Raw genomic sequence first — 14,687 nt, forward strand, 5'->3', positions numbered from 1 at the left:
TGGTGTACAATTATAGAATGTGTTGACATTAAGATTGGAAGGTGTACCAACTATGGAAAAGCAAGTGAGAGTGCGCTATGCGCCAAGTCCAACAGGACACTTACATATCGGAAATGCGCGTACGGCATTATTTAATTATTTATTTGCTCGTCATCAAGATGGTAAGTTTATTATTCGTATTGAAGATACTGATGTGAAACGTAATGTTGCTGGTGGAGAAGAAAGCCAATTAAAATACTTGAAATGGCTCGGTATGGACTGGGATGAAGGTGTTGATGTTGGTGGTGAATTTGGACCATATCGTCAAACAGAGCGTTTAGATATTTATAAAAAATTATATAAAGATTTATTAGAGCGTGATTTAGCTTACAAATGTTATATGACAGAAGAAGAGCTAGAAGCAGAGCGTGAAGGTCAAATCGCTCGTGGTGAAACACCGCGTTATGCAGGAAACCACCGTGATTTAACTGAGGAGCAAATTAAAGGATTTGAGGCTGAAGGCCGTATTCCAAGTATTCGCTTCCGTGTGCCGGCTGATAGCGACTACACGTTTAAAGATCTCGTAAAAGATGAAGTTGCATTCCATTCAAATGATTTTGGTGATTTCGTTATCGTGAAAAAAGATGGAATTCCAACTTATAACTTTGCGGTAGCGGTAGATGATCACTTAATGGAGATTACACACGTACTTCGTGGTGATGATCATATTTCAAACACGCCAAAACAAATGATGATTTATGAAGCTTTCGGTTGGGATATCCCGAAGTTCGGTCATATGACTTTAATTGTAAACGAAAGCCGTAAAAAGCTAAGTAAGCGTGACGAATCTATTATTCAATTTATTGAGCAATATAAAGAGCTTGGATATCTTCCAGAAGCAATCTTTAACTTTATTGCATTACTAGGTTGGTCACCAGTAGGTGAAGAAGAAGTCTTCTCTCAAGATGAGTTTATCAAAATGTTTGATGCAGCTCGTTTATCAAAATCACCTGCATTATTTGATTCCCAAAAACTAAAATGGATGAACAACCAATATATGAAAAAACAAGATTTAGATACGGTTGTTGAACTAAGCTTACCGCATTTAGTGAAAGCGGGTCGCGTAGGTGAAAACTTAAGCGAACAAGAACAAGCGTGGGTTCGTGATGTAATTGCTTTATATCATGACCAAATGAGCTTTGGAGCTGAAATTGTAGAGCTTTCTGAAATGTTCTTTAAAGATCATGTTGATCATGAAGAAGAGGGACAAGAAGTATTGAAAGGTGAACAAGTACCTGAAGTACTTCGTGCATTTGCCGATCAATTAGAAGCTTTAGAAGCAATGGAGCCAGCGGCAGTTAAGGCGGCAGTTAAAGCAGTTCAAAAAGAAACAGGACATAAAGGTAAAAACCTATTTATGCCAATCCGTGTTGCTACTACTGGACAAACACATGGTCCAGAGCTTCCTAACGCTATTGCTCTTCTTGGAAAAGAAAAAGTTTTAAATCGTATTCAAAAAGTAATTGGTTAACATTTTCTAGGTTTAGCAATATAATAAGTATATCTAAAATCTAATAAGGAAAAGCGACGAGAAGGAGAAGTAGAAAATCAGGCTTTTTACAGAGAGAACCACCCTTAGGCTGGAAGTGGTTTATAAGCGGATTTTTGAAATGCCCCTTCGAGTCTTCTGTTGAACAGCGAAGTATTTCGCGGAACGTCTTAGGGCGCAAAGTAAACAGAAGCGGTGTAAACCGTTATCATGGATGAGTTTGAGGCTTCTTTAGCCTAAACAGAGTGGAACCGCGCTTAAAAGGCGTCTCTGTCTATATGACAGAGGCGTCTTTTTTTTATACCATGTAAATGGTGTGAGTATAAGTTTTATCCCCTTGTATAAAGATTTAGGGGGAAGTGGGGAGTTAGTTCACTCGAAAAAAGCAGCCCATAAAGGGGAGGGAACATCGATGTTTAAGAGGCTTCGGGAAGATATTGAAGTCGTTTTTGAACAGGATCCAGCGGCAAGAAGTTATTTCGAAGTCATTTTAACTTACTCTGGATTACATGCAGTTTGGGCCCATCGAATTGCACATGCTTTTTATAAAAGGGATTTTTTCTTTATGGCACGTTGGATTTCGCAAGTTAGTCGTTTTTTTACTGGCATTGAGATTCATCCAGGAGCAACTATTGGTCGTCGTTTTTTCATTGATCATGGAATGGGGGTTGTAATTGGAGAAACGTGTGAAATTGGCGAAAACGTAACAATTTATCAAGGTGTCACATTAGGTGGTACAGGTAAAGAAAAAGGAAAGAGGCACCCTACAATTCAGGATAATGTATTAATTGCAACAGGTGCTAAAGTACTAGGTTCTATTACTATTGGAGAGAATTCTAAAATTGGAGCAGGATCTGTCGTGTTAAAGGAAGTTCCTGCGCATTCTACAGTTGTAGGTATACCTGGCCGAGTCGTTATTCAAAATGGAGTAAAGATTGGTCAAGAATTAAATCATTCTGATCTTCCGGATCCGATTTTTGATAAATTAAAGGTTATGGAAGTAGAACTTGATAAATTGAGAAAGCAACTCGAAGTAAAGGTAGGAAGGAAGGATAAAAATGACTATTCACATTTATAATACGTTAACGCGTCAAAAAGAAGAGTTTATGCCATTAGAAGAAAATAAGGTAAAGATGTATGTGTGCGGACCTACAGTGTATAACTACATTCACATTGGGAATGCAAGACCACCTATGGTGTTTGATACAGTACGCCGTTACTTAGAATATAAAGGATATGATGTGCAGTATGTATCTAACTTTACTGACGTGGATGATAAATTAATTAAGGCGGCAAACGAATTAGGTGAAGATGTGCCAACAATTGCAGATCGTTTTGTTGAAGCTTACTTTGAAGATGTAACGGCACTAGGTTGCAAACATGCAACGGTTCATCCACGTGTAACGGAAAATATGGATATCATTATTGAATTTATTCAAGAACTTGTGAATAAAGGGTATGCATATGAATCAGAAGGTGATGTGTACTTTAAAACGAAAGAATTCGAAGGTTACGGTAAATTATCACATCAACCGATTGCAGACTTACGTCACGGTGCACGTATTGAAGTAGGAGAAAAGAAACAAGACCCTCTTGATTTTGCTTTATGGAAAGCTGCGAAAGAAGGAGAAATCTTCTGGGAAAGCCCTTGGGGGAAAGGACGCCCAGGGTGGCATATTGAATGCTCAGCAATGGCGCGTAAATATTTAGGGGATACAATTGATATTCATGCTGGTGGTCAAGATTTAGCGTTTCCTCATCATGAAAATGAAATTGCGCAGTCTGAGGCGTTGACAGGAAAAACATTTGCACGTTATTGGATGCATAACGGATATATTAATATTAATAACGAGAAGATGTCTAAGTCGCTTGGAAACTTCATTTTAGTTCACGATATCATTAAACAATATGATCCACAGTTAATCAGGTTCTTTATGCTATCGGTACATTACCGTCACCCAATTAACTTTAGCGAGGATTTATTGCAAAGTACTAATAATGGACTAGAAAGAATTAAAACAGCTTACGGTAACTTAAAGCATCGTATGGAAAGTAGTACGGATTTAACGGACCATAATGAAAAATGGTTAGCTGAAATGGAAAAGTTCCAGGTTGCATTCGAAGAAGCGATGGATGATGATTTCAATACGGCTAATGCGATTACTGAATTATATAACGTAGCAAATCACGCAAATCAATATTTGTTAGAAGAACATACTTCTAAAGTTGTAATTGAAGCGTATGTAAAACAACTTGAAACATTATTTAGTATTTTAGGATTAGAATTAGCGCAAGAAGAGTTGCTTGATGAAGAAATTGAAGCACTAATCCAAAAGCGTATTGAAGCTCGTCAAAATCGTGACTTCGCACTATCTGATCAAATTCGCGATGATTTAAAAGGACGTAATATTATTTTAGAAGATACCGCTCAAGGTACAAGATGGAAAAGAGGATAAGAATGATTGATGCAAAGCAATTAAACAGCTTAGCTTTAGCATATATGGGTGATGCGGTATATGAGCAATATATCCGCTATCACCTCCTTCAAAAGGGGAAAGTTCGCCCTAATCAATTACATCGCTTAGGGACGAGCTTTGTTTCGGCAAAAGCACAGGCGAAAGTTGTTTATCATTTATTAGAAACGGCATTTTTGACAGAAGAGGAAGAGGCGGTATTAAGAAGAGGGCGTAATGCGAATTCGGGTACTGTTCCAAAAAATACAGATGTACAAACATATCGACACAGTACAGCCTTTGAAGCGCTAATCGGTTATCATCACTTGTTGAATAATCGTGAAAGATTGGACGAGATTGTATATAAGGCGATTGACGTTTTGGAAGAAAAGGAAGGGAGCACATCATCATGAGTAGTGAATATATTATCGGACGTAACCCTGTAATTGAAGCTTTAAGAGCGGGGCGAGATATTAATAAAATTTTGGTAGCGGAAGGTGCTGCCAAAGGACAAGTGCAAATTGTACTAGCATTAGCAAAAGAGAATAAGGTTATCTTGCAACACGCACCAAAGAAGAAATTAGATCAATTGGTTGAGGGTAATCATCAAGGTGTAATTGCTCAAGTAGCTGCATATCAATATGCTGAGTTAGAGGATTTGTTTAAATTAGCAGAAAAACGCAATGAAGATCCGTTCTTCTTAATTTTAGATGAAATTGAAGACCCACATAACTTAGGCTCTATTATGCGTACTGCGGATGCAACAGGGGCTCATGGGGTTATTATTCCAAAAAGAAGAGCGGTGGGGCTTACAGCGTCAGTTGCGAAAGCGTCGACTGGGGCAATTGAATATATTCCTGTTGCACGTGTAACAAACTTATCGCGTACAATTGATGAATTAAAAGAACGTGGACTTTGGATTGCTGGTACAGATGCCAAAGGGAAAACAGATTACCGTAATTTAGATGGTAATATGCCAATCGGACTAGTAATTGGTAGTGAAGGAAAAGGTATGAGTCGTATTATTGGTGAAAAGTGTGATTTCCTAATTACTTTACCGATGGTCGGTAAAGTTACATCCTTAAATGCTTCAGTAGCCGCAAGTTTGTTAATGTATGAGGTATATCGTAAACGTCACGAAATTGGTAAATAAAAAATGAACGATATTTTAATCGTTGACGGTTACAACATTATCGGGGCTTGGGGAGACTTGAAGAAACTGCGGGATGTAGATTTACAGTCATCAAGAGACGCACTTATTGATAAGATGGCGGATTATCAAGGCTATACAGGCACAAAGGTAATGATTGTCTTTGATGCCTATACAGTCTATGGTATTGAAAAAAAGATGAAACAATCACGGGTGGAAGTAATATTCACGAGAAAAAATCAAACTGCAGATGAAAAGATAGAACAACTTGCGATTGAGCTTAGAAATGTAAATACACAAATATACGTTGCAACTTCGGATTATACGGAGCAATGGATTATATTTGCGCAAGGTGCACTTCGAAAATCTGCGCGTGAATTAGAGTTGGAAGTGCAAGCGATGGAACAACAAGTAAGAAGGTGTACAAAAGACACGAAAGAAAAGCAACCCGCCATGCGAAAGATATTTAGTGAAGATATTACAGAAAAATTAGAAAAATTAAGAAGAGGAGAGCGTTGAAGCATTGACGCTCTTTATCTTTTTACTGTATAATATTGCTAAATATATAGCGGTCGGAGGGATCAGGGTGGAAGCAGGCTTCGTAAGTGTAGGCGACGTTACATTTCGTGATTTAGAGGATGAGGCAATCGTTGAGTTAGTTCGAAAAGGTAATACTGACGCTCTAGAATATTTAATTCACAAATATAAGAACTTTGTTCGCGCGAAATCAAGATCTTATTTCTTAGTGGGTGCCGATCGAGAAGATATTGTTCAAGAAGGCATGATTGGATTGTTTAAAGCTATTCGTGATTATAAAGGGGACAAGCTGTCTTCGTTCAAAGCATTTGCTGAACTGTGTATCACTCGACAAATTATTACCGCTATTAAAACAGCAACAAGGCAAAAACATATTCCGTTAAATTCGTATGTGTCTTTAGACAAGCCAATTTACGATGAGGAATCTGATCGAACATTATTAGATGTTATTTCGGAATCGAAAGTAACTGATCCAGAAGAGATGATTATAAGTCAGGAAGAATATACAGACATAGAATCTAAAATATCTGAATTATTAAGCGATTTAGAAAGAAAAGTGCTCTCTTTATACTTAGATGGTCGTTCCTATCAAGAAATTTCAGAACAGTTAAACAGGCACGTGAAATCTATTGATAACGCATTGCAGCGTGTAAAAAGGAAATTAGAAAGATATATGGAGATGAGAGAGAGCACAACTTTAAATTCATAGCAATTGCCGCAGGTGTAAAATAATTCACCTGTTTTCTTTTTGTTAAGAGAGTGAAAGTCATGACATTGACATTGTCTTTTGTTGTATGATACATTTTTAGGGACAATGTTACAAGGTTGGTGTAACTAATGAGGAAAAAAGTTGTACTCTCATGTGAAGAGTGTAAAAATCGAAACTACTCTACGATGAAAGATACGAGCTCAGTAGAGCGACTTGAGATAAAGAAGTTTTGTAAAACATGCAATAAGCATACAGTTCACAAAGAAACAAAATAAATAATTGAAATAATAAACTGGAGGTCCCGTAGATGCGTTTAACGAACTTTTTCGGCGATGTAGGTCGCGAAATGAAAAAAGTAAGTTGGCCTAAAAAAGATGAATTACTCCGATCAACAACGACTGTTATCGCGACAGTTGTGTTCTTTGCGATTTTCTTCGCAGTGGTTGATATGGGCATTTCTTCTTTAATTCGGTTAATTCTTGGTTAATTCTTGAATAAGAAGCACTTATCCATGATATAATGTTATTTATAAGAACTGTGTAAAAGCCCGGTGAACGGGTTTTTTCATTTGCGCAAAAAAATGTACGTCAGGGAGGGAAGGACGCTCGTCCTAAATGAATGGAAAAAAGTTGGTATGTTGTCCATACTTATTCTGGATATGAAAATAAAGTAAAAGCAAACCTAGAGAAACGTGTAGAATCAATGGGTATGCAAGATAAAATTTTCCGTGTTGTTGTCCCGGAAGAAGTAGAAGTAGAAATGAAAAATGGTAAAGAAAAAATAACGAAAAGAAAAGTGTTCCCAGGTTACGTATTAGTAGAACTAATCATGACTGACGATTCTTGGTATGTTGTTCGTAATACGCCAGGTGTAACAGGCTTTGTCGGTTCTTCTGGTTCAGGATCTAAACCATCGCCTCTATTAGAAGAGGAAGTTGTTACCATCATGAAGCATATGGGAATGGACAATGAAGTGGTTGATTTCGAATTTGAACTTCATGAAACAGTGCGTGTAAATGAGGGGCCATTCGCGGATTATACAGGTGCGATTGAAGAAATTGATGTGGAAAAGAAAAAAGTTAGCGTGCTTGTAGACATGTTCGGTCGCGAGACTCCGGTTGAACTTGATTTCCATCAAATTGAAAAATTATAAAATGAAACTTGAAATGAATTGTAAAAAGTGATAATATCTTTTAAGTCAGTACGTCTTCGGTAACGGAGACGTTTTTTGAAAAAGATTTTATCATTATGATAAAATATGAAGTGGGAGGGCAAATCACTGCCCAATTGACCACATCACGGACTTAAGGAGGTGTGTCTCGTGGCTAAAAAGGTAATTAAAATGGTAAAACTTCAGATTCCTGCAGGTAAAGCTAATCCAGCTCCGCCGGTTGGTCCAGCATTAGGACAAGCAGGTGTTAACATCATGGGCTTCTGTAAAGAGTTTAACGCTCGTACAGCTGATCAAGCTGGTCTTATCATCCCTGTTGAAATTACGGTATTTGAAGACCGTTCATTCACTTTCATTACTAAAACTCCTCCTGCTGCTGTTCTTCTTAAGAAAGTAGCTGGTATTGAGTCTGGTTCTGGTGAACCAAACCGTAATAAAGTGGCAACTGTTAAGCGTGATAAAGTACGCGAAATCGCTGAAACTAAAATGCCTGACCTAAACGCTGCTAGCGTAGAAGCTGCAATGCGTATGGTTGAAGGTACTGCGCGCAGTATGGGCATCGTTATCGAAGACTAATTCGATTTGTTTTTTGTAAAAAAGGTTGCGGGTCTGGAATTCCAATTCGCAACCTTTATTATCGTAAATGATCATCATTTTTAAATAAATGGATGGGCGCACATCCTCGGGGGTTCCCGGAATGAAGGCGTAAACGTGGGAGGTTATTCCGCTAAAACCACATTCAAGGAGGAAACAAACATGGCTAAAAGAGGTAAAAAGTACGTTGAAGCTGCGAAGCTTGTTGATCGTGCATCTGCTTACTCTGCAACAGAAGCAGTAGAATTAGTAAAGAAAACAAACACAGCTAAATTTGATGCAACTGTAGAAGCTGCATTCCGTTTAGGTGTTGACCCTAAGAAAGCTGACCAACAAATTCGTGGTGCAGTTGTTCTTCCACACGGTACTGGTAAAGTACAACGTGTATTAGTATTCGCTAAAGGCGAAAAAGCAAAAGAAGCTGAAGCTGCTGGCGCTGAATTCGTAGGCGATGCTGATTACATCGGTAAAATCCAAAAAGGTTGGTTCGATTTCGATGTAGTAGTAGCAACTCCTGACATGATGGGTGAAGTTGGTAAACTTGGTCGTGTATTAGGACCTAAAGGTTTAATGCCAAACCCTAAAACTGGAACAGTTACTTTCGATGTAACTAAAGCTGTTAACGAAATCAAAGCTGGTAAAGTTGAATACCGCGTTGATAAAGCTGGTAACATCCACGTTCCAATCGGTAAAGTATCTTTCGAAGATGCTAAATTAGTAGAAAACTTCAAAACAATTGCTGACACGCTACAAAAAGCTAAGCCAGCTGCTGCAAAAGGTACTTACATGAAGAACGCAACTGTTGCTTCTACAATGGGACCTGGCGTACGCGTAGACGTTTCTACACTTGCGTAAAAATTGGAAGTTGACTTCATAAAGAAGTTTTAATATAATCATTTATGTTGTGAATTTTAATAGTGTACCGTAGACAGTAGGAGTCGATTCGACTTAATTTCCTACCTAGGTGTTAATATACGAAGCGGAATCTTTTTTCTGTGACTATATGCCTCCATGTCTACAAGTTGGGCATGGAGGTTTTTAGTGCACTTTCGGTACATCTTCTATATAATCTACAGGAGGTGTAATAACATGAGCAAAGTAATCGAAACTAAACAACAAGTTGTAACTGAAATCGCTGAAAAACTTCGCGCGAGTAAATCTACAATTGTTGTTGACTACCGTGGTTTAACAGTTTCTGAAGCAACAGAATTACGTAAAAACTTACGTGAAGCTGGCGTTGAGTTCAAAGTTTACAAAAACTCTTTAACTCGTCGTGCTGCAGAGTCTGCTGAAATGGCTGAGTTAAACGAATTCTTAACAGGACCAAACGCAATCGCGTTCAGTAACGAGGATGTAGTTGCTCCTGCGAAAGTATTAAACGACTTCGCTAAAAATCATGAAGCTTTAGAAATTAAAGCGGGCGTAATCGAAGGTAAACTTGTAACACTTGATGAGGTTAAAGCTATCGCTACTCTTCCATCACGTGAAGGCTTACTTTCTATGCTTCTTAGCGTTCTTCAAGCTCCAATCCGTAACCTTGCACTTGCTACTAAAGCAGTTGCAGATCAAAAGGAAGAGCAAGGCGCTTAATTTTTTAAAAGATAATTACTTGTTATCTATAAAACAATACAAACCTATTTAAGGGAGGATATTTACAATGACTAAAGAACAAATCATTGAAGCAGTTAAATCTATGACTGTATTAGAACTTAACGACTTAGTAAAAGCTATCGAGGAAGAATTCGGCGTAACTGCTGCTGCTCCTGTAGCTGTAGCTGGTGGCGCTGGTGAAGCTGCTGCTGAGCAAACTGAATTTGACGTAGTACTTGCAAGTGCTGGCGCTCAAAAAATCAAAGTTATCAAAGCTGTACGTGAAATCACTGGTCTTGGCTTAAAAGAAGCTAAAGAATTAGTTGACAACACTCCAAAAGCAATCAAAGAAGGCGTTACTAAAGAGGAAGCTGAAGAAATGAAAGCTAAACTTGAAGAAGTTGGCGCTGCTGTAGAAGTTAAGTAATTAACTTTTGGTGCTTTAAAAAAAGCTCGCTCTTATGCGAGCTTTTTTTTTAACTGTAAAGAAAAGAGGTGGCCATATGGCAGACCATTATTTTTCTAACGACCCTTCTAGTAAAAGTGATCGTAAACGATGGGAAGTTACACTTCGTGAATCTCGATTTACTTTTTTATCTGACCATGGGGTGTTCTCGAAAAACGAAGTGGACTTTGGTTCTCGTCTTTTAATTGAAGCGTTTCAAATGCCAGATGTTAAAGGTAATGTGTTAGACGTAGGATGTGGGTACGGTCCAATCGGTTTGTCGTTAGCGAAAGAGTTTCAAAATCGTGAAATTCACATGGTGGATGTGAATGAAAGGGCCTTGGGACTTGCAAAAGAAAATGCCGCTAATAACAGAATTGAAAATATACGTATTTTGCAAAGTAGTGTCTATGAAAATGTAGATGGCAAGTATGCTGTTATTCTATCTAATCCTCCAATTCGTGCTGGTAAAGATATCGTGCATGAGATTTTAGAAAAGGCTGTGGAGTATTTAGTTTCAGGTGGAGAATTGTGGATTGTTATTCAAAAGAAACAAGGTGCGCCATCTGCGATGAAAAAACTAGAAGAAGTATTTTCTGAAGTTGAAGTTGTAGAAAAGAAAAAAGGATATTATATCATAAAATCAAAAAAGCGTTGACGGTTATTTTTGGCTATGTTAACATTATACAATGCCAATATATGATTTTCTGCGTTGAGAAAGATGTATATTTTTGCTTCTCTTGGAAAAGATAGTAAAATCAGCAGATTATGAAACAGAATGATGGTTTTCTTATAGAAGCCATTTTTCTTTTTTGAGCAGGTAGAAAGACTCAACGTATCTATCTTTAAGAGAAAAAAACTACGCTAATAGCAGTAGTTGTATTTATTTGTGATTTTGCACAAATTTTTTTGTGCATTTATAATACTCATGATTTGAGGGGTGAAGCAGTTGACAGGTCAACTAGTTCAATACGGACGCCACCGCCAACGAAGAAGTTATGCCCGTATTAGTGAAGTATTAGAGTTACCAAATCTTATCGAAATTCAAACCTCTTCTTATCAGTGGTTTCTTGATGAGGGTTTGCGAGAAATGTTCCAAGACATTTCTCCGATCGAAGACTTTACGGGAAATCTATCGCTTGAATTTATCGACTACAGCTTGGGTGAACCTAAATACTCTGTAGAAGAATGCAAAGAGCGTGATGTGACGTATGCAGCACCACTTCGTGTAAAAGTGCGTCTAATCAACAAGGAAACTGGTGAAGTAAAAGAACAAGATGTGTTCATGGGAGATTTCCCACTCATGACAGAGACTGGAACATTCGTAATTAACGGTGCAGAACGTGTTATCGTTTCCCAGTTAGTTCGCTCTCCAAGCGTATACTATAGTGGCAAAGTGGATAAAAACGGAAAACGTGGTTTTACTGCTACTGTAATTCCAAACCGCGGAGCTTGGTTAGAGTATGAAACAGATGCTAAGGATGTTGTATATGTGCGTATTGACCGTACGCGTAAACTTCCTGTAACTGTTTTGTTACGCGCATTAGGGTTTGGCTCTGATCAAGAAATCACCGAGCTTTTAGGTGATAACGAATACTTAAGCAATACGTTAGAAAAAGACAACACAGATAGCACAGAGAAAGCATTGCTTGAAATTTATGAGCGTCTACGCCCTGGTGAACCACCAACAGTAGAAAATGCAAAGAGCTTACTTGTGTCTCGTTTCTTTGATCCGAAGCGCTACGATTTAGCAAATGTAGGTCGCTATAAGATCAACAAAAAGCTACACATTAAAAACAGATTGTTTAACCAACGTTTAGCTGAAACACTGGTGGATCCAGAAACTGGTGAAATTTTAGCGGCAGAAGGAACAGTCTTAGATCGTCGTACACTGGATCGCATTCTACCTTACTTAGAGAAAAACATTGGATTCAAAACAGCGAAACCAATGGGTGGAGTGGTAGCAGGCGATGTTGAGCTGCAATCTATTAAGATCTATGCTCCAGAATCAGAAGGCGAACGATCTATAAACGTAATTGGGAATGCAAATATTACTCGTGATATAAAACACATCACACCAGGTGATATTCTTGCTTCTATTAGCTACTTCTTTAACTTGCTATATAAAGTAGGAGATACAGATGATATTGACCACTTAGGAAATCGTCGTCTGCGTTCTGTAGGAGAGTTACTACAAAACCAATTCCGTATCGGTCTTTCTCGTATGGAACGTGTTGTTCGTGAGAGAATGTCGATTCAAGATACAAATGCAATTACACCACAAGCGTTAATTAACATTCGCCCGGTTATTGCATCTATTAAAGAGTTCTTCGGAAGTTCTCAGTTATCTCAGTTCATGGATCAAACAAACCCATTAGCAGAGTTAACTCACAAACGAAGACTATCTGCATTAGGACCCGGTGGTTTAACGCGTGAGCGCGCAGGCTTTGAAGTACGTGACGTTCACTACTCTCACTATGGTCGTATGTGTCCAATTGAAACGCCAGAGGGACCAAACATCGGTTTGATTAACTCATTATCTTCGTTTGCGAAAGTAAATGAGTTTGGTTTCATTGAAACGCCATACCGTCGTGTTGACCCAGAAACTGGTCTTGTAACAGGGCAGGTTGATTATTTAACAGCAGATGAAGAAGATAACTATGTTGTAGCCCAAGCGAATATGAAATTATCTGAAGTAGGGGAATTCCTTGATGAAGATATCGTAGCTCGTTTCCGTGGTGAAAACATTGTCACAAATAAAGAACGCATCGACTACATGGATGTATCTCCAAAACAAGTAGTGTCGGCAGCGACAGCTTGTATTCCGTTCTTAGAAAACGATGACTCTAACCGCGCACTTATGGGAGCGAACATGCAACGTCAGGCGGTTCCGTTAATAAATCCGGAATCTCCGATTGTAGGTACAGGTATGGAGTACGTATCAGCAAAAGACTCAGGTGCTGCAGTAATCTGTAAACAGCCTGGTGTTGTTGAGCGCGTAGAAGCACGTGAAGTTTGGGTACGTCGCTATGTAGACGTTGACGGTCAAACAGTAAAAGGCGACTTAGATCGCTACAAAATGCAAAAATTCATTCGTTCTAACCAAGGAACTTGCTACAACCAACGTCCAATCGTAAGTGTTGGAGACCAAGTTGTAAAAGGTGAAATCCTTGCGGATGGTCCTTCTATGGAATTAGGTGAACTGGCGCTTGGACGTAACGTGCTTGTTGGCTTTATGACATGGGACGGTTATAACTATGAGGATGCGATCATCATGAGTGAGCGCCTTGTAAAAGATGATGTGTACACTTCTATCCATATTGAAGAATATGAATCAGAAGCTCGTGATACGAAGCTTGGACCAGAAGAAATTACACGTGATATCCCGAATGTTGGAGAAGATGCACTTCGTAATCTTGACGAGCGCGGTATTATTCGCGTCGGTGCTGAAGTAAAAGATGGAGATCTACTTGTTGGTAAAGTAACGCCAAAAGGTGTAACAGAATTAACGGCAGAAGAACGTCTATTACATGCAATCTTCGGTGAAAAAGCACGTGAAGTACGTGATACATCACTACGTGTACCACACGGTGGTGGCGGTATTATCTTAGACGTAAAAGTGTTTAACCGTGAAGATGGCGATGAATTGCCACCAGGCGTGAATCAACTTGTACGTGCATATATCGTTCAAAAGCGTAAAATTTCTGAAGGTGACAAAATGGCCGGTCGTCATGGTAACAAAGGTGTTATCTCCCGTATTTTACCGGAAGAAGATATGCCTTACTTACCAGATGGTACGCCAATCGATATCATGTTAAACCCATTAGGGGTACCATCTCGTATGAATATCGGTCAGGTATTAGAGCTTCATCTTGGTATGGCAGCAAGATACCTTGGTATTCACATTGCAACACCGGTATTCGATGGTGCTCGTGAGGAAGATGTATGGGGCACAATTGAAGAAGCTGGTATGGCAAATGACGCGAAAACAATCCTGTATGACGGACGTACTGGTGAGCCATTCGATAACCGTGTATCTGTTGGTGTCATGTATATGATCAAACTTGCGCACATGGTTGACGATAAACTTCATGCTCGTTCTACTGGACCATACTCACTTGTAACGCAGCAACCTCTTGGAGGTAAAGCTCAGTTCGGTGGACAGCGTTTCGGTGAGATGGAGGTTTGGGCACTTGAAGCTTATGGTGCTGCTTATACTCTTCAAGAAATCTTAACAGTGAAGTCTGATGATGTTATTGGACGTGTTAAGACGTATGAAGCAATTGTTAAAGGTGAAAATGTTCCAGAACCAGGCGTTCCTGAATCATTCAAAGTATTGATTAAAGAACTGCAAAGTTTAGGTATGGACGTTAAAATGATGTCTATCAACGATACAGAAATTGAAATGCGTGATACGGAAGATGACGATGATCATCAATCAGCAGATAAATTGAATGTTGAAGTTGAGACAACTAAGGAATAATTGGGATAACCTGTAGACTAAAAGGGAG

16 protein-coding genes and 2 other annotated features are annotated in these 14,687 nt (G+C 38.8%); all 16 genes read left to right on the forward strand.

From position 1 onward, the window contains the following. Positions 1 to 52 precede the first annotated feature (52 nt). The 16 genes from gltX to rpoB all read left to right on the forward strand — a co-directional run bounded on the left by gltX (position 53) and on the right by rpoB (position 14,659). Entirely contained in the window at positions 53 to 1,510 is a 1,458-nt protein-coding gene (gene gltX, locus NSQ69_RS00555; RefSeq protein ID WP_262449843.1) for a glutamate--tRNA ligase, read from the forward strand. A 47-nt stretch (positions 1,511 to 1,557) separates the two neighbouring features. Further along, positions 1,558 to 1,803 (forward strand) — a binding site (T-box leader). A gap of 137 nt (positions 1,804 to 1,940) precedes the next feature. After that, positions 1,941 to 2,606, forward strand: a complete 666-nt coding sequence (gene cysE, locus NSQ69_RS00560; RefSeq protein WP_002169329.1) for a serine O-acetyltransferase — start codon at positions 1,941 to 1,943, stop codon at positions 2,604 to 2,606. Next, positions 2,587 to 3,984 carry a cysteine--tRNA ligase gene (gene cysS, locus NSQ69_RS00565; protein WP_002091500.1) on the forward strand — a complete coding sequence of 466 codons (1,398 nt, stop codon included), beginning with the start codon at positions 2,587 to 2,589 and terminating at the stop codon, positions 3,982 to 3,984. The genes cysE and cysS overlap by 20 nt, the downstream gene beginning before the upstream one ends. A gap of 2 nt (positions 3,985 to 3,986) precedes the next feature. Beyond that, positions 3,987 to 4,394, forward strand: a complete 408-nt coding sequence (locus NSQ69_RS00570) for a Mini-ribonuclease 3 (RefSeq protein WP_002063411.1) — start codon at positions 3,987 to 3,989, stop codon at positions 4,392 to 4,394. After that, positions 4,391 to 5,134, forward strand: a complete 744-nt coding sequence (gene rlmB, locus NSQ69_RS00575; protein ID WP_002091503.1) for a 23S rRNA (guanosine(2251)-2'-O)-methyltransferase RlmB — start codon at positions 4,391 to 4,393, stop codon at positions 5,132 to 5,134. Before NSQ69_RS00570 ends, rlmB begins: the two co-directional genes overlap by 4 nt. 3 nt (positions 5,135 to 5,137) lie before the next feature. Then, on the forward strand, positions 5,138 to 5,650 hold the full coding sequence (locus NSQ69_RS00580; protein ID WP_002169327.1) for an NYN domain-containing protein: 513 nt from the start codon (positions 5,138 to 5,140) through the stop codon (positions 5,648 to 5,650). Between the two features lie 67 nt (positions 5,651 to 5,717). Then, entirely contained in the window at positions 5,718 to 6,377 is a 660-nt protein-coding gene (locus tag NSQ69_RS00585; RefSeq protein ID WP_002009799.1) for an RNA polymerase sporulation sigma factor SigH, read from the forward strand. A 128-nt stretch (positions 6,378 to 6,505) separates the two neighbouring features. Continuing rightward, the gene (gene rpmG, locus NSQ69_RS00590; protein ID WP_012260172.1) at positions 6,506 to 6,652 is read left to right on the forward strand and encodes a 50S ribosomal protein L33; all 147 of its coding nucleotides are present in this window, start codon (positions 6,506 to 6,508) and stop codon (positions 6,650 to 6,652) included. 32 nt (positions 6,653 to 6,684) lie between these two features. Then, positions 6,685 to 6,864 (forward strand): preprotein translocase subunit SecE, encoded by a 180-nt coding sequence (gene secE / locus NSQ69_RS00595; protein WP_002009797.1) that lies wholly within the window; start codon positions 6,685 to 6,687, stop codon positions 6,862 to 6,864. 131 nt (positions 6,865 to 6,995) lie between these two features. Then, on the forward strand, positions 6,996 to 7,529 hold the full coding sequence (nusG, locus tag NSQ69_RS00600; RefSeq protein ID WP_002009795.1) for a transcription termination/antitermination protein NusG: 534 nt from the start codon (positions 6,996 to 6,998) through the stop codon (positions 7,527 to 7,529). Positions 7,530 to 7,697: 168 nt separating this feature from the next. Then, on the forward strand, positions 7,698 to 8,123 hold the full coding sequence (gene rplK / locus NSQ69_RS00605; protein ID WP_001085872.1) for a 50S ribosomal protein L11: 426 nt from the start codon (positions 7,698 to 7,700) through the stop codon (positions 8,121 to 8,123). A gap of 180 nt (positions 8,124 to 8,303) precedes the next feature. Continuing rightward, positions 8,304 to 8,996 (forward strand): 50S ribosomal protein L1, encoded by a 693-nt coding sequence (gene rplA, locus NSQ69_RS00610; RefSeq protein WP_002009792.1) that lies wholly within the window; start codon positions 8,304 to 8,306, stop codon positions 8,994 to 8,996. 49 nt (positions 8,997 to 9,045) lie between these two features. Further along, positions 9,046 to 9,191, forward strand: a sequence feature (ribosomal protein L10 leader region). A gap of 39 nt (positions 9,192 to 9,230) precedes the next feature. Further along, a complete protein-coding gene (rplJ, locus tag NSQ69_RS00615) occupies positions 9,231 to 9,731 on the forward strand; it encodes a 50S ribosomal protein L10 (protein WP_002009790.1) in 501 nt (166 codons plus the stop codon). Between the two features lie 67 nt (positions 9,732 to 9,798). After that, the gene (gene rplL, locus NSQ69_RS00620) at positions 9,799 to 10,158 is read left to right on the forward strand and encodes a 50S ribosomal protein L7/L12 (protein WP_002009788.1); all 360 of its coding nucleotides are present in this window, start codon (positions 9,799 to 9,801) and stop codon (positions 10,156 to 10,158) included. Positions 10,159 to 10,234: 76 nt separating this feature from the next. Then, entirely contained in the window at positions 10,235 to 10,834 is a 600-nt protein-coding gene (locus tag NSQ69_RS00625; protein ID WP_002124684.1) for a class I SAM-dependent methyltransferase, read from the forward strand. Positions 10,835 to 11,125: 291 nt separating this feature from the next. After that, on the forward strand, positions 11,126 to 14,659 hold the full coding sequence (rpoB, locus tag NSQ69_RS00630; RefSeq protein ID WP_002113316.1) for a DNA-directed RNA polymerase subunit beta: 3,534 nt from the start codon (positions 11,126 to 11,128) through the stop codon (positions 14,657 to 14,659). Positions 14,660 to 14,687: the final 28 nt, after the last annotated feature.

The sequence above is a fragment of the Bacillus sp. FSL R10-2201 genome (genome assembly GCF_038008665.1).
GTDB lineage: Bacteria > Bacillota > Bacilli > Bacillales > Bacillaceae_G > Bacillus_A > Bacillus_A mycoides.

Excerpts from the sequence above, each read along its gene's own strand:
- gltX (WP_262449843.1), top strand. The coding sequence starts at position 53 with ATGGAAAAGCAAGTGAGAGTGCGCTATGCGCCAAGTCCAACAGGACAC.
- cysE (WP_002169329.1), top strand. The coding sequence starts at position 1,941 with ATGTTTAAGAGGCTTCGGGAAGATATTGAAGTCGTTTTTGAACAGGAT.
- cysS (WP_002091500.1), top strand. The coding sequence starts at position 2,587 with ATGACTATTCACATTTATAATACGTTAACGCGTCAAAAAGAAGAGTTT.
- NSQ69_RS00570 (WP_002063411.1), top strand. The coding sequence starts at position 3,987 with ATGATTGATGCAAAGCAATTAAACAGCTTAGCTTTAGCATATATGGGT.
- rlmB (WP_002091503.1), top strand. The coding sequence starts at position 4,391 with ATGAGTAGTGAATATATTATCGGACGTAACCCTGTAATTGAAGCTTTA.
- NSQ69_RS00580 (WP_002169327.1), top strand. The coding sequence starts at position 5,138 with ATGAACGATATTTTAATCGTTGACGGTTACAACATTATCGGGGCTTGG.
- rpmG (WP_012260172.1), top strand. The coding sequence starts at position 6,506 with ATGAGGAAAAAAGTTGTACTCTCATGTGAAGAGTGTAAAAATCGAAAC.
- secE (WP_002009797.1), top strand. The coding sequence starts at position 6,685 with ATGCGTTTAACGAACTTTTTCGGCGATGTAGGTCGCGAAATGAAAAAA.
- nusG (WP_002009795.1), top strand. The coding sequence starts at position 6,996 with ATGGAAAAAAGTTGGTATGTTGTCCATACTTATTCTGGATATGAAAAT.
- rplA (WP_002009792.1), top strand. The coding sequence starts at position 8,304 with ATGGCTAAAAGAGGTAAAAAGTACGTTGAAGCTGCGAAGCTTGTTGAT.
- rplJ (WP_002009790.1), top strand. The coding sequence starts at position 9,231 with ATGAGCAAAGTAATCGAAACTAAACAACAAGTTGTAACTGAAATCGCT.
- rplL (WP_002009788.1), top strand. The coding sequence starts at position 9,799 with ATGACTAAAGAACAAATCATTGAAGCAGTTAAATCTATGACTGTATTA.
- NSQ69_RS00625 (WP_002124684.1), top strand. The coding sequence starts at position 10,235 with ATGGCAGACCATTATTTTTCTAACGACCCTTCTAGTAAAAGTGATCGT.